The sequence below is a fragment of the Bacillus sp. XT-2 genome (assembly GCF_025696525.1).
Taxonomy (GTDB): Bacteria; Bacillota; Bacilli; order Bacillales; family Bacillaceae; genus Bacillus; species Bacillus halotolerans.
Map to the genome: position 1 here is coordinate 39,408 of NZ_JAHVOC010000013.1, position 20,978 is coordinate 60,385.

Consider the following 20,978-nt stretch of genomic DNA (forward strand, 5'->3'; position numbering starts at 1 on the left):
TGTAATAAGCATTTCTTCCAAAGAAAGAAAACACTTTTACAAGACAAAAGAAAAAAGGGTTTCTAATTAAGAAAACCACATCCAAAAACAAATACCGATTTTATTAGCATTTCCATACTTGTATAATTTATACATAGATATTGACATTTCATCATATCAATCTAAATATATACATTGGCATTTTATAATATTAACATAGCCAAAATACCGAGTCAAACTTTTTTTGCTTTTATGATATAATAGCCTTTCTTTTTTTGAACGACAGAAACTTCTTCGAACAGTTCCTCAAGCTTTTCAATGGCAGAAGGCGCACCTTGTTTTTTCTGTATGACGATCCACAATTCACCTGAAGCTTTTAAGTGTTCAGCGCTTTTCTCAAAGATAGCATGGACAACTTTTTTTCCGGCTCGGATTGGGGGATTTGTAAGAATAGAAGCAAATGTTTGAGCAGAGTCAACGTTTGAAAACAAATCGCTTTGGTAAATCTCAACATTTGTTATTCCGTTTCGTTCTGCATTTTCATTTGATAACTCTACGGCTCTTTCATTAACATCAATCATGTGGATGGTCCGGTCTTTAAAGTCGCCGGCCAGCGATAATCCAATCGGGCCATAGCCGCAGCCTACATCTAGAAAGCTGCCCTCAACTTCAGGCTCTTCAAAAGATTCGACCAGCAGGCGCGAGCCAAAATCGACTTCCTTTTTAGAAAAAACACCGCTGTCGCTGGTAAACGTAAACTCCTTGTTTCGAAGCCTAAAAGACCATGTTTGTTTGTTGCTTTTTACTGAAGGTTTTTCTGAATAATAGTGCTCACTCATTATTAGAACCTCCTTTTTTTCATAACTTAAAGAATGGCAAAGAAAAAGCCCGCCTCATAAAAGCGAGCTTCCCCTACAGGCAAGTGAAGATTACTTAACTTCTACAGAAGCGCCAACTTCTTCAAGTTTAGCTTTAAGCTCTTCAGCTTCTTCTTTAGCAATACCTTCTTTAAGTGGTTTTGGAGTGTTGTCAACAAGTTCTTTAGCTTCTTTCAAGCCAAGACCAGTGATTTCACGTACAACTTTGATAACTTTGATTTTTTGAGAACCTGCACCAGCAAGGATAAGGTCGAATTCGCTTTGCTCTTCAGCAGCTCCGCCTGCAGCAGCTCCGCCAGCTACAGCTACAGGAGCAGCAGCAGTTACGCCAAATTCTTCTTCGATTGCTTTTACTAGGTCGTTCAATTCAAGTACAGTTGCTTCTTTAACGGAAGCAATGATTTCTTCGATATTTAAAGCCATTTGTAATTCCTCCATTTGTTTTGATTTTTAAAAACTGATTAGATTAAGCGCCTTGTTCTTCCTTTTGATCTGCCACAGCTTTTGCAGCAAGAGCAAGGTTGCGAACTGGAGCTTGAAGTACGCTAAGCAACATAGAAAGCAAGCCTTCGCGTGATGGAAGTTCAGCAAGAGCTTTCACTTCTTCAACAGTAGAAACTTTACCTTCGATAACGCCAGCTTTGATTTCAAGAGCTTCATGCTGTTTAGCAAACTCGTTTAGAACTTTAGCTGGAGCGACAACATCCTCAGTACTGAATGCAATTGCATTCGGTCCAGTTAAGACATCATTCAAACCATCAAGTTCAGCTTGTTCAACCGCACGGCGAGTCATTGTGTTTTTGTAAACTTTGAACTCAACGTTAGCTTCACGAAGCTGTTTACGAAGTTCTGTTACTTCAGAAACGTTAAGTCCGCGGTAATCAACGATAATCGTTGATTTGCTTTCTTTTAATTTAGAAGCAATTTCTTCAACAACAACTTTTTTTGTTTCAATTGCGCTGCTCATGGTTACACCTCCTGTAGATTCTTGTGTAACACTTATACCGTCAGGTGATCACGACTGAGAAACGGATTCCATATAAAAAGCCTCCATGAGACATGGAGGCTGTATATACAAGCATACGTAACGTAATAGCTGTGATAATATACACCTCGGTAGGATATTAAGCTGTTAAGCCCCTACTGTCTACGGTATAAATGATATATTATATTTTACAACATTTTGAATCATATCAGAATGTTGAATTCATGTCAATATTATTTTACGTTAAAAGTTGAAGCGTCTACTTTGACACCAGGTCCCATAGTAGAAGTTACAGCAACGTTTTTCACGTAAACACCTTTTGCTGCAGCAGGTTTTGCTTTCAGGATTGTATCATACATTGTTGTGAAGTTCTCAACAAGTTTTTCATCCTCGAAAGAAACTTTACCGATAGGAACATGGATGTTTCCAGCTTTATCAACGCGGTATTCAACTTTACCAGCTTTGATTTCGCCGATTGCTTTTTCAACTTCGAAAGTAACTGTACCAGTTTTAGGGTTAGGCATTAAACCTTTTGGTCCAAGTACACGACCGATTTTACCAACTTCACCCATCATGTCAGGTGTAGCTACGATTACATCGAAATCGAACCAGCCTTGTTGAATTTTGTTGATGTAGTCAGTATCTCCAACGTAATCTGCACCAGCAGCTTCAGCTTCTTTCGCTTTTTCGCCTTTTGCGAAAACGAGAACGCGCTGAGTTTTACCAGTTCCGTTTGGAAGCACAACTGCTCCGCGGATTTGCTGGTCGTTTTTACGAGGGTCAACCCCTAGACGGAATGCAACTTCAACTGTAGCGTCGAATTTAGCTGTGTTTGTTTTTTTAACGAGAGCTACTGCTTCAGAAACATCGTAAGCTTTCGCACGATCTACAAGCTTAGCAGCTTCTGCGTACTTTTTACCTTTTTTAGCCATTTTAAAATTTCCTCCTTATGTGGTTATAGCGGAATAACCTCCCACGAATAAGGGTTGCGAACTTGTGAAAACTCGCAACCCGACAAGAAACAAATTAATCCTCGATTACAATACCCATACTGCGTGCAGTACCTTCAACCATGCGCATTGCCGCTTCAACGTCTGCTGCGTTTAAGTCAGGCATTTTCGTTTCAGCGATTTCGCGTACTTTATCGCGCTTAACGGTTGCCACTTTATTACGGTTTGGTTCACCAGAACCAGACTCAATTCCAGCTGCTTTTTTAAGCAATACTGCAGCAGGTGGAGTTTTTGTAATAAATGTAAATGAACGGTCTTCGTAAACCGAAATTTCAACAGGAATGATTAAACCAGCTTGGTCAGCTGTACGAGCGTTAAACTCCTTACAGAATCCCATGATATTAACACCGGCTTGACCTAGTGCAGGTCCAACTGGCGGCGCTGGGTTAGCTTTTCCAGCAGGAATTTGCAATTTTACAACTTTTACTACTTTTTTAGCCACGAGACACACCTCCTTAAGTCCGTGATGTGGTAATAGGGTAAACCCTCCCACTCAAGGTTTCATTCTTTATATGAATGATGAAATATCAAGCTAGCTGCCTTGGATAAGTCCAAGACGTACCTTTGCTATATTATCATTTATATATAGCAATTTCAAGTTTTTTCACATTACAATTTGTCGATCTGGGTAAATTCAAGCTCAACCGGCGTTTCACGGCCGAACATATTAACGAAAACTTTAACCTTGCTTTTATCGTAGTCAATCTCTTCAATTGATCCCGTAAAGTTGGCAAAAGGTCCGTCTATCACTTTCACTGTCTCTTTTAATTCAAAGTCAATGTCAGTTTTGCGTTCGTCCATACCCATTCTCTTCAGAATGGTTTCTGCTTCGCCAGGAAGAAGCGCCGTCGGTTTTGAACCAGAGCCGGCAGAACCTACGAATCCAGTAACACCAGGTGTGTTGCGGACAACATACCAAGAATCATCCGTCATGACGATTTCAACAAGGACGTAACCAGGGAATACTTTCTTTTTAACGACTTTTTTCTTGCCGTTTTTGATATCTGTCTCTTCTTCTTCAGGTACGACTACACGAAAAATCTTATCCTGCATCCCCATTGATTCAACACGTTTTTCCAGGTTGGCTTTTACTTTGTTCTCATAACCAGAGTACGTGTGAACAACATACCAATTCTTTTCCATTCTCTTCAGGACTGTCCAGTCCTTCCCTCCCCGCATTTGGTTTTAGTGTACTACCATAACGCTTCATGCAAAAAATAGGCGGTAAGCCTATGATAACTTTCATTTTTAACCCACAATAAAAAACCCGCTGAACGGGTTTTGGCAAGTGATATTATGATCTATTATAGCACGTATTGCTGATCATTATTCAACTATTAAACGAATTAATTGAGAAATTCCTGTGTCAAGGAGGGCAAAAAAGATAATAAAAAAGATAACTGTTGAAATAACCGTGATGGTATAGCGAGTTAACTCTTTTCCTTTAGGCCAGCTTACCTTTTTCATTTCTTTCCCAACATCTTTAAAGAATCTCATAATACGCATGTAAAAGACCTCCACAATTTAAAAGCGCAAACACTATTTTGTTTCAAGATGAGCTGTATGTGAATTGCAAGTACTGCAGTATTTCTTTACTTCTAATCGCTCAGCCGCTGATGCAGAGCTCTTCATTGTCGTATAGTTACGGTTTCCGCATGTTTTGCATGCTAACGTAATCTTTTTTCTCATGTCATTACACCTTTTTCTAAATAGACATTAGTTCTTATCTTAAGTAACATATCATAGTCAGAAAAATACTGTCAATATACCATAAATCCCTATTACAAACTGATCTCGCGAATTTCCAGGTACTTCTCCAGCTTGCGTTTGACTCGCTGAAGGGCGTTATCGATCGATTTCACATGGCGGTTCAGCTCATCTGAAATCTCTTGATAGCTTCTTCCGTCTAGATATAATACAAGTACTTTTCTCTCTAAATCACTTAAAAGTTCTCCCATTTTCATTTCAATATCATCAAATTCTTCCTGATTGATAATCATTTCTTCTGGGTTTAACGTTTTCGCTCCCGAAATGACATCAAGCAGCGTTCGGTCTGATTCTTCATCAAAAATCGGTTTATCTAATGAGACGTAGGAATTCAAAGGAATGTGTTTCTGGCGAGTAGCTGTCTTTATTGCGGTAATAATTTGGCGGGTAATACATAATTCTGCGAAAGCTTTGAAAGAGGTAAGCTTGTCCTCTTTGAAGTCACGAATAGACTTATAGAGGCCTATCATTCCTTCCTGAACAATATCTTCTCTGTCCGCACCTATTAAAAAATAGGATCTTGCTTTTGCACGAACAAAGTTTCGGTACTTCGTAATCAAGTAATCTAACGCATCACTGTCCCCAACATGAACCTTTTCAATGACCTGCTCGTCCTCCAACTGGCAAAACTGCTCTTTGTTGAATTTTCCCTTGTTGTTCTGTAGATTCACTCCGATCCCCCCGGCGCACGTAGATAGAAATATTATACATTACTGGACAAAAAAGCGTCAACTTAATCTAAGTCGCCCCTCCGCCATTTTTCAAACGTTTTCAAAACCTCTTCCGATAAAGCAATTTTACCCGCTGGCTTTTCGGAAGTGATCTTTCTTACCCGCCTTTCGATTCGCCTTTCTATCGCTTCTACCTCTCTCAAGAGCTCCCGGGCCGATTTTCGCAATGCCCCTTGTCCGAAAATCGCCCACTGCTCAGTGTAGTCAGAGGTCGCAACATGAATTTGAGTCGCAATGTTATTCAGATCCTGTGCCAGCTTTTCTATCCGCTCATCCGCAGTCTCATTTTCTTTTGTGAAAATCACTTCAACTCTGTGGTTAGTCTGTTTTTTCTCAATTCCCTTCACAAGATGCGCGTCAAATACGACAATAACCCTGTTTCCTGTATACGATTGATATTCCGCCATTTTCTGAATCAGTACGTCTCTCGCCTCTTCAAAACTATTCGCTTTTAAATCCTTCAGCTGCGGCCAGGCTCCAATCATGTTGTATCCGTCTACTAACAGGATATCCATTGATCATTATTCTCCCAGAGGGTTTCGCTTCCGGTAGACTTCATACATCAAAAGCCCCGCCGCTACAGATGCATTGAGTGAAGTAACTTTACCTGCCATCGGGAGTTTAATAAGAAAATCACATTTTTCTTTAATCAGGCGTCCCATTCCTTTTCCTTCACTTCCGATGACGAGAGCCAAAGGCATGCTGCCGTCCATTGTGCGGTAATCCTCCCGCGCGGATGCATCCGTTCCGACAACCCAGATTCCCCGCTCTTTCATTTCCTCTAGCGTTCGCGCCAAATTGGTGACCTTTGCGACTGGAATATGCTCAATTGCGCCTGTTGAAGCCTTTGCCACTGTAGTTGTCAGACCGACAGCTCTGCGTTTTGGAATGACAATGCCATGGGCGCCGACTGCATCAGCTGTTCTCATAATTGAACCGAGATTATGAGGGTCCTCAAGCTCGTCCAGAATGAGAAAGAAAGGCTGTTCATTTCTTTCCTCTGCCGCTTTATATAAGTCGTCCAGTTCCGCGTACTCATACGCTGCGACCTGCGCCACTACACCTTGGTGCTGCCCCGTCACCATTTGGTCGAGTTTTTTTCTAGGGACGTATTGAATGGTAATGCCCTGCTTTTTCGCGAGCTCAATCACCTGCTGTGCTTGTCCCTTTACGGTGTTTTCCGCCATCCACAGCTTATACAGCTTGCGATCTGATTTTAACGTCTCGATCACTGCATTTTTTCCTATGACGTAATCATGTTGCTGACTCATTTGTTTTCCTCCCTGACCGTTCCGAATTGTATAGCTTCAGCAACAAGCTGATTCAGTCTTTCTTCTTTTTTCTCAAGAAAAAGATAGCCCAGCAGTGCTTCAAATGCTGTACTATAGCGGTACGTCTGAACATCTGTATTTTTAGGTATCGTTCCCGACTTGGCATTTCTGCCTCTTTTCAGCACCGCTTCCTCTTCTTCCGTGAAAAAGGATTGATTCCGCAGAAAGAAAAGGATCTCAGCCTGTGACTTTGCCGATACGATCCGGCTTGATTTCTTGTGAAGATCATTTGGTTTGGTAAATCCCTGCTTAAGCAGGTGATGCCTCACATAAATTTCAAAAATGGCATCACCTATATAAGCAAGCGCAAGGCCGTTAAGCTGCTTTGAATCTTTTATCGTTTCAAAATCAAGCATCCGTTATTCTCCCCGTTTCCAGCGAGTGCCTTGAGCCGTATCTTCAAGAATGATATTCATGCTTTTCAGCTGGTCGCGGATCTGATCAGACAGAGCAAAATCACGATTGCGGCGCGCTTCATTTCTTTTTTCAATCAAATCTTCAATCTCTTGATCCAGAAGCTCCTGCTCACCCAGTGAGAAACCGAGGACAGAAACAATTCGGTCAAACATGTCAATAAACGCTGTAATAACGTGATCTGCCGTATGATCTTCCTGAAGATAATAGTTCGCATTCTTCGCCAAATCGAATAAAACAGAAATGGCATTCGCTGTATTAAAATCATCATCCATTGCTTCTTCAAATGCTGTTCGATGTTCTTCAATCTTTGCAAGCCATTTATCATCATCTTCTGTTAAATTCGTGCTGCTGTTTAAACGGTGCTGAAGGTTGCTGTACGCTGTTTTCAACCGGTTAAACGCGCTCTTTGTGTTCTCCAGAAGCTCTTCTGAATAGTTAATTGGGTGACGATAGTGAACAGACAGCATAAAGAATCTGAGCAGCTGCGGATCATGCTGTTTAATAATGTCATGCACAAGCACAAAGTTGCCGAGTGATTTTGACATTTTTTCATTATCGATATTGATATAGCCGTTATGAAGCCAGTATTTCGCAAATGTTTTGCCAGTCAGCGCTTCTGATTGAGCAATTTCATTTTCATGGTGAGGGAATGTTAAATCCTGGCCGCCTGCATGGATATCAATTTGATCACCTAAGTACTTTTTCACCATCGCAGAGCATTCAATGTGCCAGCCCGGACGTCCTTTCCCCCAAGGGCTATCCCAAGAGATTTCTCCTTCTTTAGCCGCTTTCCACAGAGCGAAATCAAGAGCATCTTCTTTTTTCTCGCCAACTCGGATGCGCGCGCCAGATCTCAATTCATCAATCGATTGCTGCGAGAGCTTTCCGTATCCCTCAAATGCTCTTGTTTTGAAATAAACATCTCCTTCAGATTCATAAGCATAGCCCTTTTTCACCAGCTGATCTATGAAATCAATAATCGCGTCCATGTTTTCCATGACGCGCGGATGAAGGTCCGCTTTTCTGCAGCCAAGAGCGCCCACATCTTCAAAGTATGCCTTAATAAAACGCTCAGAAATGGTCGGAACATCTTCACCAAGTTCATTTGCCGCTTTAATTAATTTATCATCTACATCTGTGAAGTTAGAGACATATTGGACATCGTAGCCTTTATACTCCAAATAGTTTCGAACCGTGTCATAAACGATGGCCGGACGGGCATTTCCAATGTGAATATAATTGTAAACCGTCGGTCCGCACACGTACATTTTTACTTTTCCCTCTTCAAGAGGAACGAACGTTTCCTTCTGTCTAGTCAATGTATTATAAAGAGTGATTGTCATTTTTGATTAATCCTTTCTTTTCTGTCTTCAAGTTCCGTCTTCAGCTCTAAAATCTGCTGTTCCAAAGACTTAAACCGGTCAGCAACCGGATCGGGTAAATCCTGATGGTTTAAATCCCGTTTGATTTTCTTGCCGTTTTGCACGACAACCCTTCCCGGGATGCCGACAACTGTAGAGTAGTCCGGAACATCGTGCAGCACAACTGAACCAGCCCCTATTTTAGAGCCTTCACCGACAGTTATTGAACCGAGCACTTTAGCACCTGTCGCTATCAATGCGTCATCTTTAATTGTCGGATGCCTTTTTCCCCTTTCTTTCCCCGTTCCTCCGAGGGTAACCCCCTGAAAAACGGTTACGTTATTGCCGATTTCACATGTCTCCCCAATGACAACCCCCATCCCATGGTCTATGAAAAATCTTCTTCCGATCGTAGCCCCTGGGTGGATTTCAATTCCTGTAAAAAATCGGCTCACCTGAGATATAAGGCGTGCAAGGAAATAAAATTTTCGTTTATATAAAGCATGTGCAATCCGATGCGCCCATATAGCATGTAAACCGGAATAAGTTAAAATCACTTCAAAATAACTTCGTGCTGCAGGATCTTGATCGAACACCGTATCAATGTCTTCTTTGAGCATTTTAAAAAACACATGCTTCCCCCCATTCTACCCGCTATCATCTATCTATTTCCTCTAGACCCAATAAAAAAAGCGCCTCTGCATGTAAACATGACAGAGACGCTTTGACCGCGCGGTTCCACTCTGTTTGAAAAGCAGACTCCTGCTCTCCCAACTTCAGCCTGTAACGGCGGCGGCCGCCTTTGAATACTGGTTTCGAAAAACGTTCTTCAAAGGTCTTAAGGGCGCACTTCTAAAACCCGACTCCTGGATCTCTCTCAGCCAATGAAGATCCTTTCTGTATTGGTCTAAAGCTTTATACTCTTCCCTGTCAACAATCATCTATTTAGATATTTTTCAACCGCTGAATTGCAGATTCTTTTCCGATCAGTTCAATTGATTGAGGAAGCTCAGGACCGTGAGTTTGGCCTGTTACAGCAACACGGATCGGCATAAACAGTTTTTTCCCTTTATGACCTGTTTCTTTCTGCACTGCTTTGATAGAAGCTTTGATCTGGTCCGGAGTGAACTCCTCCAGCTCTTCAAGCTTCGCAGCGAATGTGCTGAGTACTTCAGGCACCTGTTCTTCTTCTAGAACAGCTTTTGCTTCTTGATTATACTCGATCTCATCCGTAAAGAACAAATCAGTCAGCTCAACAATTTCCGCACCGTAGCTCAATTGCTCATGATATAGAGAAATCAGTTTGCGAACCCATTCTTGTTCTTCAGGAGATAGTTCATTGCCAACTTTGCCGGCTTTTTGAAGATGCGGAAGCGTAAGCTCAACAACCTGATCAAGATCCAATTTTTTCACATATTGGTTGTTGACCCATTTTAGCTTATGCATATCAAACAGAGCTGGTGATTTAGATAAACGATTTACATCAAAAATTTCAATAAACTCTTCTTTTGTGAAAAGCTCTTCTTCTCCCACCGGCGACCAGCCCAGCAGGCCGATAAAGTTGAACAGCGCCTCCGGCAAGTAGCCAAGCTCTTTATATTGCTCAATGAATTGAATAATCGATTCATCACGTTTGCTGAGCTTTTTACGGCTTTCATTTACAATCAACGTCATGTGGCCGAACTGAGGAATATCCCAGCCGAACGCTTGAAAGATCATGATCTGTTTTGGTGTATTCGAAATATGGTCCTCACCGCGCAGCACGTGCGTCATTTTCATTAGATAGTCATCCACAGCTACTGCAAAGTTATAAGTCGGCGTTCCGTCTTTTTTCACAATAACAAAGTCGCCGATGCCATCAGATTCGAAAGAAATTTCACCTTTTACAATATCATTAAACGCAATGATTTTTCCTTCAGGGACACGGAAACGAATACTCGGCTTTCTGCCCTCTGCAAGGAATTTTTCCTGTTCTTCCTGAGTCAGATCTCTGTGCTTTCCGGAATAACGCGGCATCTCTCCGCGGGCAATCTGCTCTTCACGTTCTTTTTCAAGTTCTTCTTCCGTACAGAAACATTTATAAGCAAGCCCTTTTTCAAGCAGCTCTTCATAGTAAACCTTATAGATATCGTTACGCTCGGACTGACGGTATGGGCCGTACTCTCCGCCGACATCCACACTCTCATCCCAGTCGATGCCAAGCCATTTTAAATAGTTGAGCTGGCTTTGTTCTCCGCCCTCAATGTTGCGTTTTTTATCAGTGTCCTCAACACGAATAATAAACTTGCCGCCTTGGTTGCGGGCAAATAAATAATTAAAAAGCGCCGTTCTGGCATTTCCAATATGCAAATGTCCTGTTGGACTCGGTGCATAACGGACGCGTACTTCGTTTCCCATTTCAAATACTTCCTTTCATCTCATGTATGGCCTCAGGCTAAATGTATGCATCTATTCTACCACCAAATAGACCGGGCATCAAAACAAGTTAGCCTTTTTGTATCAGTACTGTGGCTTGAGCCGCTATTCCTTCCGCTCTTCCTGTAAATCCAAGCTTTTCGGTCGTGGTCGCTTTAACATTCACTTGGGAAACCTCTGCCTCAAGCCCTTCAGCGATTCTTTTTCTCATGTCTTCTATGTACGGCGCCATCTTCGGCATCTGTGCAATGATCGTACAGTCAATATTTCCAAGTACATACCCTTTCTGTTTCACAATCCCCCAGACATGCTGAAGTAATTTAAACGAATCAGCATCCTTGAACTCCGGATCTGTATCAGGGAAATGCTTGCCGATGTCGCCCTCCCCGACAGCTCCGAGACATGCGTCAGCAACGGTGTGCAATAATACATCCGCGTCAGAATGTCCGAGCAATCCTTTTTCATACGGGATTTCAACTCCGCCGATAATAAGAGGCCGGCCCTCTACTAATTGGTGCACATCAAAACCTTGTCCGATTCTAAACATGATTATTCCCACTTTCTGCTTCCATGATAGCTTCAGCTGACGTTAAATCATCAGGAGTCGTCAGCTTAATATTTGTATAGTTACCTTCTACAACACGAACCGAACAGCCCTCCAGCTGTTCGACGAGACTGGCGTCATCCGTTCCTAAAAACCCTCTGCGCTCTGCCTCAGCGTGAGCCTCCATCAATAAAGAAAGACGAAAAGCTTGTGGCGTTTGGACAGCCCACAAGCTTGAACGTTCAATCGTCTCACTGACTTCTAAATCTTGAACGCGTTTAATCGTATCTTTTACCGGAACAGCCAGGATGGCCGCTCCGGTCTGCTCCGCTTCAGCAATCAGTTCATCAATCTGGTCATGCTTTATAAAAGGACGAGCGCCGTCGTGAACGAGGACAATCTTTTCTTGTTTAACGGCTTTGAGCCCTTTATAAACACTGTGCTGGCGTTCATCTCCGCCTGCTACAAGCTCGATAGCGGTTTGAAACGGATATTGGTTCAGCAATTGCTTAAAGTCGTCCCGTTCGCGCTCGTTAATCACCAAAATGATTCTGCCGCACGGACGATGGCTGTCAAACACCCGTAAAGTGTGAATGATAACCGGGTCTCCTTTCAGCTCGATAAACAGTTTATTTCTCCCTGCCTTCATCCGTTTCCCCTGTCCGGCCGCAAGAATTACCACATCATAATTCATTGTTCTTTCTCCCTTTACAGCGCCTTCTCCAACAGCTTAGGCTTGGCAAAAATCATTCGTCCCGCTGCTGTCTGCAGCACGCTTGTGACGAGAACATCAATGTGTTTGCCGATATAATTCCGTCCTTCTTCAACGACAATCATAGTGCCGTCATCCAAGTAAGCGACTCCCTGATTATGCTCTTTGCCGTCTTTAATGACCTGAACATTCATTTCCTCACCCGGAAGCACAACAGGCTTGACCGCGTTGGCAAGGTCATTAATGTTTAACACTGCTACCTTCTGAAGCTCGCACACTTTATTTAAATTAAAATCATTCGTCACAACGACTCCGGATGTCAGTTTAGCGAGTTTGACCAGCTTGCTGTCAACCTCCTGGATATCTTCAAAGTCACCTTCATAAATTTCAACTTTAATATCTAATTCTTTTTGAATGCGGTTCAGGATATCAAGACCGCGGCGCCCTCTGTTGCGTTTTAACACATCTGAGGAGTCAGCGATATGCTGCAATTCCTCAAGGACAAACTGCGGAATCACGATAATTCCCTCTAAAAAACCAGTCTGACAAATATCTGCAATTCTCCCATCAATAATAACACTTGTGTCCAGGATTTTCAGCTTTTTGTCTTGGACCTCGTGCTCTTCATCAGCTGTTCCTTTTTTCTTTTGCATTCTGGCGGAAATGGAGAATAGGCTGATCAATTCATCCTTTTTCTTAAAGCCCACCTGAAAGCCAAGATAACCGAGAAAGAAAGCTAAAAACACAGGGATGATTGTGCTGAGTATGCGGTAAGGTATATTGTCTAAAGGAATAACGTTTACGATAAGATAAGCAATTATAAGTCCAAATACTAAGCCAAGACTTCCAAATAACAAATCTGGAACCGGCGCTTTTAATAATGAATCCTCTATCCACTTAACCCAGTTCACAACGTAATCTGTACCCCATATACTGATGAGAAAAAAGATAATTGCACCTATTGCCGCAGACGTATATGCGTTTGTTATTAAAGGTATGTCCTGTAAACTTAACAGTACAAACAATTCAGGTATTAAAAATATACCAACAACGCCGCCGAAGATAATGAAGAACGCCTGAACTATTCGTTTTAACATACCCCCACCTCCTTTAAAGAAAATTATTGTATTTCACAAGATTTTACGCAACCTACGAATATCAGAATAAACAAAAACCAACAATAATATACCCGTAAAGATATGGTTTTAACCAAAAATCATAGCTGTCTGTCTAAATAATGCTTCTCTTGAAGGCGTTTTAAGCCCTTTTTGATTTTTTGGGCTCGTACTTCACCGATACCCTCTACTTCATCTAATTCTTCTGCGCTGGCCTCAATAATTCTCGGCAGTACGCCAAATGCCTCCACCACATTCTCCACAATCGGCATCGGAAGGCGCGGAATCTTATTTAGCAGCCTGTATCCTCTAGGCAGAACATAGTCATCAAGATTTGTAGAAGCCGGATAACCAAGCAGCTTATAAACAATGGAATCATCAAGCAAATCGTAGCTGGACATATCCTGCAGCTCTTTTAAAAGGACAAATGGATCTTTAATCTTTTCTTTCACATAATCCTTAATAAATAAAGCAGCCTCTTCTTCCATATCAGTAATCAGTTCGATGACCTGCAGTTTAATCAAATGACCTTCTGTTCCCAGTTCCCTGATATACATGTTGATTTCATTTTTGATTCGCAGCACCATTTCATAACGGTGCATCACAGACAGAACATCGCTGAATGTAACGAGTTCCTCAAACTCTAATGCGTTTAGTGCATTAATCGTTTTGTCCAGAATTGTTTTATATTTTTCTAGAGTTTGAATGGCTTGGTTCGCTTTTGTTAAAATAAATCCTATGTCTTTAAGTGTATACTTCATACTTTCCTGATATAACGTTATGACATTTCTTCTCTCAGAAATTGCGATAACGAGACAGCCGGTTTGCTTAGCTACTCTTTCGGCGGTGCGGTGCCTCATTCCTGTTTCGGACGAAGAAATTGTGGCTTCAGGCATCAATTGTGTATTGGCATATAGGATTTTTTGACCAGAATCACTTAAAATAATCGCACCATCCATTTTAGCCAGTTCATATAAATGCGCCGGAGAAAAAGCAGTGTTAATGTGGAAACCGCCATCCACCACTTCTTTTACTTTATCATTATATCCAACAACAATCAGACCGCCTGTATTTGCTCTCAGTACATTTTCTATCCCCGCTCTGAGCGGTGTTCCAGGAGCAACAAACTGCAAAATAGAAGACAGGTCTAACTCATGTTTCGCCCCTTTTTTCTCTTTTTCCATCTATTATCCTCCTAATGAAGTACGAAGTGCCTCTGCAACATTTGCTACTCCGATGACCTCAATCCCTTTTGGTTTCGTCCATCCATCCAGATTTGCCGCAGGTATGATCATGCGTTTAAAACCAAGCTTTGCCGCTTCTTTTACACGCTGTTCAATTCTTGATACCCGGCGGACTTCTCCGGTTAATCCCACTTCTCCTATAAAGCAATCTGCAGGATTTGGAGGTGTGTCTCTAAAGCTTGATGCGATACTGACCGCTATAGCAAGATCAATCGCAGGTTCATCAAGTTTGACGCCGCCCGCTACCTTCAAATATGCATCCTGATTTTGCAGCAGCAGCCCTACTCTTTTTTCTAACACAGCCATTAACAGTGACACCCTGTTATGATCTATCCCTGTTGCCATGCGCCGCGGATTGCCAAAGCTTGTTGGCGAGATGAGCGCCTGAATTTCAACAAGAATCGGTCTTGTACCTTCCATAGAAGCCGTTATGCTCGACCCCGCAGATCCCGCCGAACGCTCTTCTAAGAAGATCTCTGAAGGATTCAGTACCTCAGTGAGCCCTTCTTCCCGCATTTCAAAAATACCCATTTCGTTTGTAGAACCAAAGCGGTTTTTTACAGCCCGTAAGATTCGGAAAGTATGGTGACGTTCTCCTTCAAAGTATAAAACAGTGTCAACCATATGCTCCAGCAGTCTCGGCCCCGCGATGGATCCTTCTTTCGTTACGTGACCTACAATAAATATCGGAATACCTTTTGTCTTTGCAATTTTCATCAGCTCGGCTGTACATTCTCTTACCTGTGACACACTGCCGGGAGCCGAGGTGATATCGCTTTGATAGACCGTTTGAATAGAGTCAACAACCACAAACGCTGGATTCATCTCTTCTATAGCAGACGAAATATACTCCATATCGGTTTCGGATAAAACATGCAGTGAGGGATTATTTATGCCCAGACGGTCTGCTCTTAATTTCGTTTGTTTTACCGATTCTTCTCCTGAAATGTACAGAACATGACGTGTTGAACCAGATAACTGAGCGGATACTTGCAGTAATAAGGTCGATTTTCCGATGCCGGGGTCCCCGCCAATTAAAACAAGTGAGCCCTTCACCACACCGCCGCCGAGCACTCTGTTAAACTCGCCGAGCTGTGTTTTAACCCGGGGTTCTTCTGATGTTTCGATTGATGTTATGGGGGAAGGTTTCTGTACGGTTTGAACAGAATGAGAAAAAGCCGCTCTCCGATTGGCCGGTGCTTTTTTAATCATTTCTTCCACCATTGTATTCCAAGCACCGCAGCCCGGACATTTCCCCATCCATTTTGGAGACTCGTAGCCGCAGGATTGGCAGATGAATTTGGATTTTGTTTTAGCCATAAATAGTGTAAGACCTCTCCCTTGTTCTATTTCTTGATACGAAATTGAGGCATACACTTACATGCTGTATGCCTCTTTTTCGTCTTCTATATTAATTCGTTTTAGCTGTCGTTTTTACGACAAATTCGCCATCTTCTACATCAAGAACGATATGGTGTCCTTTATGAATGTTACCTCTGAGCAGCTCTTCAGATAAACGGTCCTCCACATGTTTTTGAATGGCTCTTCTGAGCGGGCGGGCACCGTATTCAAGATCTACGCCCTCTTCCGCGACTTTTGCTTTCGCAGCTTCCGTCAATTCAATAGAAAGATCCTGTTCTTTAAGACGTTTCGTTAATTGATCAGACATCAATGACACGATTTCAGCCAGATGTTTTTTCTCGAGTGAATGGAAGACGATAATTTCATCAATACGGTTGATGAATTCCGGTCTGAACGCACGTTTCAGCTCACCCATCACTTTATCCTTCATGTCTTTATGATTTTGCGTCTCATCCTGAACGTTGAAGCCGACATATTTGTTGCGTTTCAGCTCACTTGCTCCGACGTTTGACGTCATGATCAGAATCGTGTTGCGGAAATCAACTGTACGGCCTTTAGAATCCGTCAATCGTCCGTCCTCAAGTACTTGAAGGAGGATATTGAAGACGTCAGGGTGCGCTTTCTCAATCTCATCAAGAAGCACAACAGAGTATGGTTTTCTTCTTACCTTCTCTGTTAATTGGCCGCCCTCATCGTATCCCACATACCCTGGAGGTGAACCTACAAGTCTAGAAGTCGAGTGTTTTTCCATGTATTCAGACATATCAATTCTGATCATGGCTTCTTCATCACCGAAGATAGACTCAGCAAGTGCCCGTGCAAGCTCCGTTTTACCTACACCTGTAGGGCCTAAGAAAATGAATGAGCCGATTGGGCGTTTAGGGTCTTTTAGCCCTGCTCTTGCACGTCTGACCGCTTTAGCAACGGCTACAACAGCTTCATCTTGGCCGATGACACGGGAATGAAGAATGCTCTCCATATTAAGAAGCTTATCTGTTTCTGTTTGAGCGATTTTTGATACAGGCACCCCAGTCCAGCTGGATACAACCATCGCAATATCATCCACAGAAACCTCTGAGTTTTCCTGTCCCTGCTTCTCTTTCCATGATTTTTTCGTATCTTCCACTTGTTCACGCAAACGCTGTTCCGTATCACGCAAGGAAGCCGCTTTTTCAAATTCTTGGCTTTGCACCGCAGCATCCTTCTCTTTACGAACTTCATCAAGTTTCTGTTCAAGCTCTTTTAAATTAGGAGGCGTTGTAAAGGAACGCAATCTGACCTTTGAACCCGCTTCATCGATCAAGTCAATAGCTTTATCCGGAAGGAAACGGTCAGAGATATATCTGTCAGAAAGCTTAACCGCAGCCTCAATGGCTTCGTCAGTGATAGAAACGCGGTGGTGGGCTTCATATCGGTCACGCAAGCCTTTTAGGATTTGAATGCTTTCGTCTACAGACGGCTGATCAACCTGGATTGGCTGAAAACGGCGTTCCAGAGCTGCATCTTTTTCAATATATTTACGGTACTCATCAAGAGTTGTCGCACCAATGCACTGAAGTTCTCCGCGAGCAAGTGAAGGTTTCAAAATGTTGGATGCATCAATGGCACCTTCTGCTCCGCCCGCTCCGATTAGTGTATGGAGCTCATCAATGAATAGAATGATGTTTCCTGCCTGACGGATTTCATCCATAACTTTCTTCAAACGATCCTCAAATTCACCGCGATATTTTGTACCGGCAACCACTGTTCCCATGTCTAATGTCATAACGCGTTTATCACGTAAAATTTCGGGAACTTCATTATTGATAATTTGCTGTGCAAGACCTTCTGCGATAGCCGTTTTCCCTACGCCCGGTTCCCCAATCAGAACAGGATTGTTTTTCGTTCTGCGGCTCAGCACTTCAATGACACGCTGAATTTCTTTGCTTCTGCCGATAACCGGATCAAGGCTGTCTTCCTTCGCAATCGCTGTTAAATCTCTTGCCAGGCTATCTAGTGTAGGCGTATTCGCATTGCTGTTTGTTCCAGCCGCTGATGAACCTGTTTCATTACTTCCAAGAAGCTGAAGCACTTGCTGTCTTGCTTTATTCAAGCTGACTCCGAGATTGTTAAGCACTCTCGCAGCCACACCTTCACCTTCGCGAATAAGTCCAAGAAGAATATGCTCTGTTCCCACATAAGAATGGCCGAGTTTTCTGGCCTCATCCATTGATAGCTCAATGACTTTTTTAGCTCTCGGAGTATAATGAATCGTTTGAGACATTTCCTGTCCGCGCCCAATTAAGCTCTCAACTTCTTTTTGGATTTTATCTGAACCAAGTCCAAGCGCTTGAAGTGCTTTAGCAGCGATGCCCTCTCCTTCTCGCACCAGTCCTAATAAAATATGCTCAGTGCCGATATTATTATGACCTAAACGAAGTGCTTCTTCCTGTGCAAGCGCCAGTACCTTTTGAGCTCGTTCTGTAAATCTTCCAAACATCATATCGATTCATCCTCCTGTCTATTCCCATTCATTTCTAAGTGAAGCCGTTCTCTGATAAGAGACGCTCTTCGTATATCTCTTTCGTTCGGACGCAAAGCGCCTCCCGAGTACTGCTGTAAAAATCCCGGCTGTGTTAAAATCATCAGTTCATTAAGTATATTGCTTGAAAGTCCTTTTATAATGCCTAGGTCTATACCCAACCGAACATCTGAAAGACACTTTGCAGTTTCTTTCGATTCTATCATTCGGCAATTGGACAAGACTCCATAGGATCGATACACACGATCCTCAAGCTCAATCTTAGAGGTTTGGTAAAGCGCTTCTCGGGCAGATCGTTCCTGTTCAATCAGTTGGGCAGCTACGCTGTTAAGGTCATCGACAATATCCTGCTCCGACTTTCCAAGCGTGATTTGATTTGAAATTTGAAAGATATTTCCTACTGCTTCGCTGCCTTCCCCATAAATTCCTCTAACAACTAAGCCTAATTGATTAATAGCCGGTATAATTCGATTTATTTGCCTAGTTAAAACCAGTGCCGGAAGATGCATCATGACTGAAGCCCTTAAGCCCGTACCTACATTTGTAGGACAGCTGGTTAAGTAACCCCTTTGCTCACTAAATGCATAATCAACCTTTTCCTCAATCCAGTCATCAACTTGGTTTGCGGCTTTCATTGCTTGCGGAAGCTGAAATCCTGGGAAAAGACACTGAATTCTTATGTGGTCCTCCTCATTCAACATGACGCTTACTTCCTCATTTTCAGAAAGCAAACAGCCGCCAAAAGGAGACTCTGTCAAATTAGGGCTGATGAGATGCTTTTCAACAAGCACCCGTTTTTCTAAAGGCTGTGCGTCGTTCATTCTGATCAAAAGGAATTTGCCGACACCGGGAATTTCTTGTTCTGAAAACTGTTCTTCAAACTGTTGTAAGATGGATGAGGCTTCTTCATTGGAATATCGCGTAGGGAACCGAATATTTTCAAAGTTCCTAGCTAAACGTATGCGGCTGCTGAGTACAATGTCACTTTCAGGGCCTTTCTGCTTCATCCAACTGCTTAATGCGTCCTGAATAAAATGCTTTAGCGACATTACCCCTGTTCCTCCTCACTATCTGTACTTTTGAGTGACTGTTCTAATGAACGAATTTGATCTCTCACATGGGCTGCATTTTCAAATTCTTCTTGTTGTATTAAAGCTTCTAATTCTTTTTTCAGCATTTCGATCTGTCGTCTGACATGCAGGTTGCCGCCTATACGTTTCGGTATTTTCCCGCCATGCACAGTGTTTCCGCTGTGAACTTTGCGTAAGATCGGTGTAATGTTGCTATGAAATGTTTTATAACATTCGGCACAGCCAAATCGGCCGGTTTTTCTAAATTGCTGAAATGTCATTCCGCACTTCGGACAAGCAGATATTTGCTCGGAATGGCTGAACATTTGAGTTCCAGCATTCTGAAATGAAGAATCCATGTTCAGTAAACCTGATAGTAAATTATGAATAGAGAAACCATGACTTGCACTTATACCATATGAATCGCTATGTTCTTTTGCACATTGTTCGCAGATGTGAACCTCTTTTTTCTCTCCGTTAACAACCTTTGTAAAGTGAAAAGTGGCTGGTCTCTCATTGCACTCTTGACAAATCAATCTTTTCACCCGCTTATTTTAATTTTAAAGCGGTCAGCATAGCTTTCATCATTCTCGCTCTTAATTCATCACGTTCAGGCAAATCAATGTACAGTACTGAGCGATCCATCACGCTGACCATCATTTTTGCTTCTCTTTCAGAGATCACCTTGTCTTCTAATAGCCTTAAAATAATGTCATCAGAGGCTGCTTGAGACAAATGGGTATTAATTTGAGAAATAATATTATTGATTAGGACAACTTCATTATTCATTTTAATTTTAATGATTCTGATGTAACCGCCGCCCCCGCGTTTGCTCTCAACAATATATCCTCTCTCGCTTGTAAATCTGGTGTTGATGACATAATTTATTTGGGAAGGAACACATTGAAATTTATCTGCAATTTCACTACGTTTAATTTCTAGAATTTCCTTGCCATTTTGATCTAACACTTGTTTCAAGTACTGTTCAATGATGTCAGAAATATTATGTCCCACTCAACCCCCTCCTTTATTGACTTTGACTATATTTGACTTTAATCTTACTATAAGGTGTTTTTCGAGAATTTTCAACTTTCTCGCTCTATCTTAAGTATTTCCATTTTCTAAATCCATAAAACCTGATTATTCACTTAAAATTTCTCTGTGAAGTTATTATATTATATAACTAAATGAAATTTTATGATACCAATAAGCAGAATGCAAAAAAGGGCAGCTCATATGAGCTGCCCTTTTGTTAATTGCTTGGCGGCGTCCTACTCTCACAGGGGGAAACCCCCGACTACCATCGGCGCTGAAGAGCTTAACTTCCGTGTTCGGCATGGGAACGGGTGTGACCTCTTCGCTATCGCCACCAAACAATTGAGAGTGTTCTCTCAAAACTAGATAACAGGTGTGACATCATTAGAAATTAGGTTAAGTCCTCGATCGATTAGTATCTGTCAGCTCCATGTGTCGCCACACTTCCACCTCAGACCTATCAACCTGATCATCTTTCAGGGATCTTACTTCCTTGCGGAA

The 20,978-nt window shown here is 42.3% G+C and carries 23 protein-coding genes, 2 rRNA genes, 1 pseudogene and 2 other annotated features; all 26 genes and pseudogenes read right to left on the reverse strand.

The features are described from left to right. Nucleotides 1–212 precede the first annotated feature (212 nt). Complete coding sequence (locus KXD37_RS23020; protein ID WP_263463748.1) at nt 213–818, reverse strand: class I SAM-dependent methyltransferase; 606 nt, start codon at nt 816–818, stop codon at nt 213–215. Between the two features lie 90 nt (nt 819–908). After that, nucleotides 909–1,280 (reverse strand): 50S ribosomal protein L7/L12, encoded by a 372-nt coding sequence (rplL, locus tag KXD37_RS23025; protein ID WP_003156436.1) that lies wholly within the window; start codon nt 1,278–1,280, stop codon nt 909–911. 43 nt (nt 1,281–1,323) lie between these two features. Further along, entirely contained in the window at nt 1,324–1,824 is a 501-nt protein-coding gene (gene rplJ / locus KXD37_RS23030) for a 50S ribosomal protein L10 (RefSeq protein WP_044153425.1), read from the reverse strand. 64 nt (nt 1,825–1,888) lie between these two features. Beyond that, nucleotides 1,889–2,028 (reverse strand) — a sequence feature (ribosomal protein L10 leader region). Nucleotides 2,029–2,075: 47 nt separating this feature from the next. Next, nucleotides 2,076–2,774, reverse strand: a complete 699-nt coding sequence (rplA, locus tag KXD37_RS23035) for a 50S ribosomal protein L1 (RefSeq protein WP_003225765.1) — start codon at nt 2,772–2,774, stop codon at nt 2,076–2,078. Between the two features lie 94 nt (nt 2,775–2,868). Further along, nucleotides 2,869–3,294, reverse strand: coding sequence for a 50S ribosomal protein L11 (rplK, locus tag KXD37_RS23040; protein WP_003156430.1), 426 nt, complete (start codon nt 3,292–3,294; stop codon nt 2,869–2,871). Between the two features lie 167 nt (nt 3,295–3,461). Beyond that, nucleotides 3,462–3,995: a transcription termination/antitermination protein NusG gene (gene nusG / locus KXD37_RS23045; RefSeq protein WP_010332761.1), complete on the reverse strand. Its 534-nt coding sequence runs from the start codon at nt 3,993–3,995 to the stop codon at nt 3,462–3,464. A gap of 183 nt (nt 3,996–4,178) precedes the next feature. Further along, the gene (gene secE, locus KXD37_RS23050) at nt 4,179–4,358 is read right to left on the reverse strand and encodes a preprotein translocase subunit SecE (RefSeq protein WP_010327716.1); all 180 of its coding nucleotides are present in this window, start codon (nt 4,356–4,358) and stop codon (nt 4,179–4,181) included. 33 nt (nt 4,359–4,391) lie between these two features. After that, a complete protein-coding gene (rpmG, locus tag KXD37_RS23055; protein ID WP_003156421.1) occupies nt 4,392–4,541 on the reverse strand; it encodes a 50S ribosomal protein L33 in 150 nt (49 codons plus the stop codon). Nucleotides 4,542–4,633: 92 nt separating this feature from the next. After that, the gene (sigH, locus tag KXD37_RS23060) at nt 4,634–5,290 is read right to left on the reverse strand and encodes an RNA polymerase sporulation sigma factor SigH (protein WP_003225758.1); all 657 of its coding nucleotides are present in this window, start codon (nt 5,288–5,290) and stop codon (nt 4,634–4,636) included. Between the two features lie 62 nt (nt 5,291–5,352). Then, nucleotides 5,353–5,865 (reverse strand): ribosome-dependent mRNA decay endonuclease Rae1/YacP, encoded by a 513-nt coding sequence (gene rae1 / locus KXD37_RS23065; RefSeq protein ID WP_044153431.1) that lies wholly within the window; start codon nt 5,863–5,865, stop codon nt 5,353–5,355. A gap of 6 nt (nt 5,866–5,871) precedes the next feature. Beyond that, entirely contained in the window at nt 5,872–6,621 is a 750-nt protein-coding gene (gene rlmB, locus KXD37_RS23070; protein WP_059336713.1) for a 23S rRNA (guanosine(2251)-2'-O)-methyltransferase RlmB, read from the reverse strand. Continuing rightward, nucleotides 6,605–7,037, reverse strand: a pseudogene (locus tag KXD37_RS23075) (mini-ribonuclease 3). Before KXD37_RS23075 ends, rlmB begins: the two are co-directional and overlap by 17 nt. Before the next feature lie 3 nt (nt 7,038–7,040). Beyond that, entirely contained in the window at nt 7,041–8,441 is a 1,401-nt protein-coding gene (cysS, locus tag KXD37_RS23080) for a cysteine--tRNA ligase (protein WP_059352661.1), read from the reverse strand. Beyond that, nucleotides 8,438–9,091: a serine O-acetyltransferase gene (gene cysE, locus KXD37_RS23085; RefSeq protein ID WP_059336716.1), complete on the reverse strand. Its 654-nt coding sequence runs from the start codon at nt 9,089–9,091 to the stop codon at nt 8,438–8,440. Before cysE ends, cysS begins: the two co-directional genes overlap by 4 nt. 80 nt (nt 9,092–9,171) lie before the next feature. Continuing rightward, nucleotides 9,172–9,402, reverse strand: a binding site (T-box leader). A 2-nt stretch (nt 9,403–9,404) separates the two neighbouring features. Continuing rightward, nucleotides 9,405–10,856, reverse strand: coding sequence for a glutamate--tRNA ligase (gene gltX, locus KXD37_RS23090; RefSeq protein WP_044153440.1), 1,452 nt, complete (start codon nt 10,854–10,856; stop codon nt 9,405–9,407). 88 nt (nt 10,857–10,944) lie between these two features. Next, nucleotides 10,945–11,421: a 2-C-methyl-D-erythritol 2,4-cyclodiphosphate synthase gene (gene ispF, locus KXD37_RS23095; protein ID WP_099043918.1), complete on the reverse strand. Its 477-nt coding sequence runs from the start codon at nt 11,419–11,421 to the stop codon at nt 10,945–10,947. Further along, on the reverse strand, nt 11,414–12,112 hold the full coding sequence (gene ispD / locus KXD37_RS23100) for a 2-C-methyl-D-erythritol 4-phosphate cytidylyltransferase (RefSeq protein ID WP_188323434.1): 699 nt from the start codon (nt 12,110–12,112) through the stop codon (nt 11,414–11,416). Before ispD ends, ispF begins: the two co-directional genes overlap by 8 nt. Before the next feature lie 14 nt (nt 12,113–12,126). Further along, nucleotides 12,127–13,227: a PIN/TRAM domain-containing protein gene (locus tag KXD37_RS23105; RefSeq protein ID WP_059291688.1), complete on the reverse strand. Its 1,101-nt coding sequence runs from the start codon at nt 13,225–13,227 to the stop codon at nt 12,127–12,129. A gap of 119 nt (nt 13,228–13,346) precedes the next feature. Continuing rightward, the gene (gene disA / locus KXD37_RS23110; protein ID WP_003242042.1) at nt 13,347–14,429 is read right to left on the reverse strand and encodes a DNA integrity scanning diadenylate cyclase DisA; all 1,083 of its coding nucleotides are present in this window, start codon (nt 14,427–14,429) and stop codon (nt 13,347–13,349) included. A gap of 3 nt (nt 14,430–14,432) precedes the next feature. Beyond that, nucleotides 14,433–15,809, reverse strand: coding sequence for a DNA repair protein RadA (gene radA / locus KXD37_RS23115; protein WP_044153447.1), 1,377 nt, complete (start codon nt 15,807–15,809; stop codon nt 14,433–14,435). Nucleotides 15,810–15,900: 91 nt separating this feature from the next. Then, nucleotides 15,901–18,333 carry an ATP-dependent protease ATP-binding subunit ClpC gene (gene clpC, locus KXD37_RS23120; RefSeq protein WP_010332750.1) on the reverse strand — a complete coding sequence of 811 codons (2,433 nt, stop codon included), beginning with the start codon at nt 18,331–18,333 and terminating at the stop codon, nt 15,901–15,903. Then, nucleotides 18,330–19,421, reverse strand: a complete 1,092-nt coding sequence (locus KXD37_RS23125; RefSeq protein ID WP_106021668.1) for a protein arginine kinase — start codon at nt 19,419–19,421, stop codon at nt 18,330–18,332. Before KXD37_RS23125 ends, clpC begins: the two co-directional genes overlap by 4 nt. Beyond that, nucleotides 19,421–19,978 carry a UvrB/UvrC motif-containing protein gene (locus KXD37_RS23130; RefSeq protein ID WP_095714843.1) on the reverse strand — a complete coding sequence of 186 codons (558 nt, stop codon included), beginning with the start codon at nt 19,976–19,978 and terminating at the stop codon, nt 19,421–19,423. Before KXD37_RS23130 ends, KXD37_RS23125 begins: the two co-directional genes overlap by 1 nt. Before the next feature lie 13 nt (nt 19,979–19,991). Further along, a complete protein-coding gene (gene ctsR, locus KXD37_RS23135; RefSeq protein WP_010332747.1) occupies nt 19,992–20,456 on the reverse strand; it encodes a transcriptional regulator CtsR in 465 nt (154 codons plus the stop codon). A 244-nt stretch (nt 20,457–20,700) separates the two neighbouring features. Next, nucleotides 20,701–20,816 (reverse strand): 5S ribosomal RNA (gene rrf, locus KXD37_RS23140). A gap of 53 nt (nt 20,817–20,869) precedes the next feature. Beyond that, nucleotides 20,870–20,978: ribosomal RNA gene (locus tag KXD37_RS23145) — 23S ribosomal RNA — on the reverse strand; the annotation flags it as partial.

What these genes read in the sequence shown, in the direction of transcription:
- rplL (WP_003156436.1), bottom strand. Translation starts at nt 1,280, where the DNA reads ATGGCTTTAAATATCGAAGAAATCATTGCTTCCGTTAAAGAAGCAACT.
- disA (WP_003242042.1), bottom strand. Translation starts at nt 14,429, where the DNA reads ATGGAAAAAGAGAAAAAAGGGGCGAAACATGAGTTAGACCTGTCTTCT.
- ispF (WP_099043918.1), bottom strand. Translation starts at nt 11,421, where the DNA reads ATGTTTAGAATCGGACAAGGTTTTGATGTGCACCAATTAGTAGAGGGC.
- KXD37_RS23105 (WP_059291688.1), bottom strand. Translation starts at nt 13,227, where the DNA reads ATGTTAAAACGAATAGTTCAGGCGTTCTTCATTATCTTCGGCGGCGTT.
- gltX (WP_044153440.1), bottom strand. Translation starts at nt 10,856, where the DNA reads ATGGGAAACGAAGTACGCGTCCGTTATGCACCGAGTCCAACAGGACAT.
- cysS (WP_059352661.1), bottom strand. Translation starts at nt 8,441, where the DNA reads ATGACAATCACTCTTTATAATACATTGACTAGACAGAAGGAAACGTTC.
- rplJ (WP_044153425.1), bottom strand. Translation starts at nt 1,824, where the DNA reads ATGAGCAGCGCAATTGAAACAAAAAAAGTTGTTGTTGAAGAAATTGCT.
- rae1 (WP_044153431.1), bottom strand. Translation starts at nt 5,865, where the DNA reads ATGGATATCCTGTTAGTAGACGGATACAACATGATTGGAGCCTGGCCG.
- clpC (WP_010332750.1), bottom strand. Translation starts at nt 18,333, where the DNA reads ATGATGTTTGGAAGATTTACAGAACGAGCTCAAAAGGTACTGGCGCTT.
- radA (WP_044153447.1), bottom strand. Translation starts at nt 15,809, where the DNA reads ATGGCTAAAACAAAATCCAAATTCATCTGCCAATCCTGCGGCTACGAG.
- nusG (WP_010332761.1), bottom strand. Translation starts at nt 3,995, where the DNA reads ATGGAAAAGAATTGGTATGTTGTTCACACGTACTCTGGTTATGAGAAC.
- ispD (WP_188323434.1), bottom strand. Translation starts at nt 12,112, where the DNA reads ATGAATTATGATGTGGTAATTCTTGCGGCCGGACAGGGGAAACGGATG.
- KXD37_RS23125 (WP_106021668.1), bottom strand. Translation starts at nt 19,421, where the DNA reads ATGTCGCTAAAGCATTTTATTCAGGACGCATTAAGCAGTTGGATGAAG.
- rlmB (WP_059336713.1), bottom strand. Translation starts at nt 6,621, where the DNA reads ATGAGTCAGCAACATGATTACGTCATAGGAAAAAATGCAGTGATCGAG.
- KXD37_RS23020 (WP_263463748.1), bottom strand. Translation starts at nt 818, where the DNA reads ATGAGTGAGCACTATTATTCAGAAAAACCTTCAGTAAAAAGCAACAAA.
- rplA (WP_003225765.1), bottom strand. Translation starts at nt 2,774, where the DNA reads ATGGCTAAAAAAGGTAAAAAGTACGCAGAAGCTGCTAAGCTTGTAGAT.
- secE (WP_010327716.1), bottom strand. Translation starts at nt 4,358, where the DNA reads ATGCGTATTATGAGATTCTTTAAAGATGTTGGGAAAGAAATGAAAAAG.
- rpmG (WP_003156421.1), bottom strand. Translation starts at nt 4,541, where the DNA reads ATGAGAAAAAAGATTACGTTAGCATGCAAAACATGCGGAAACCGTAAC.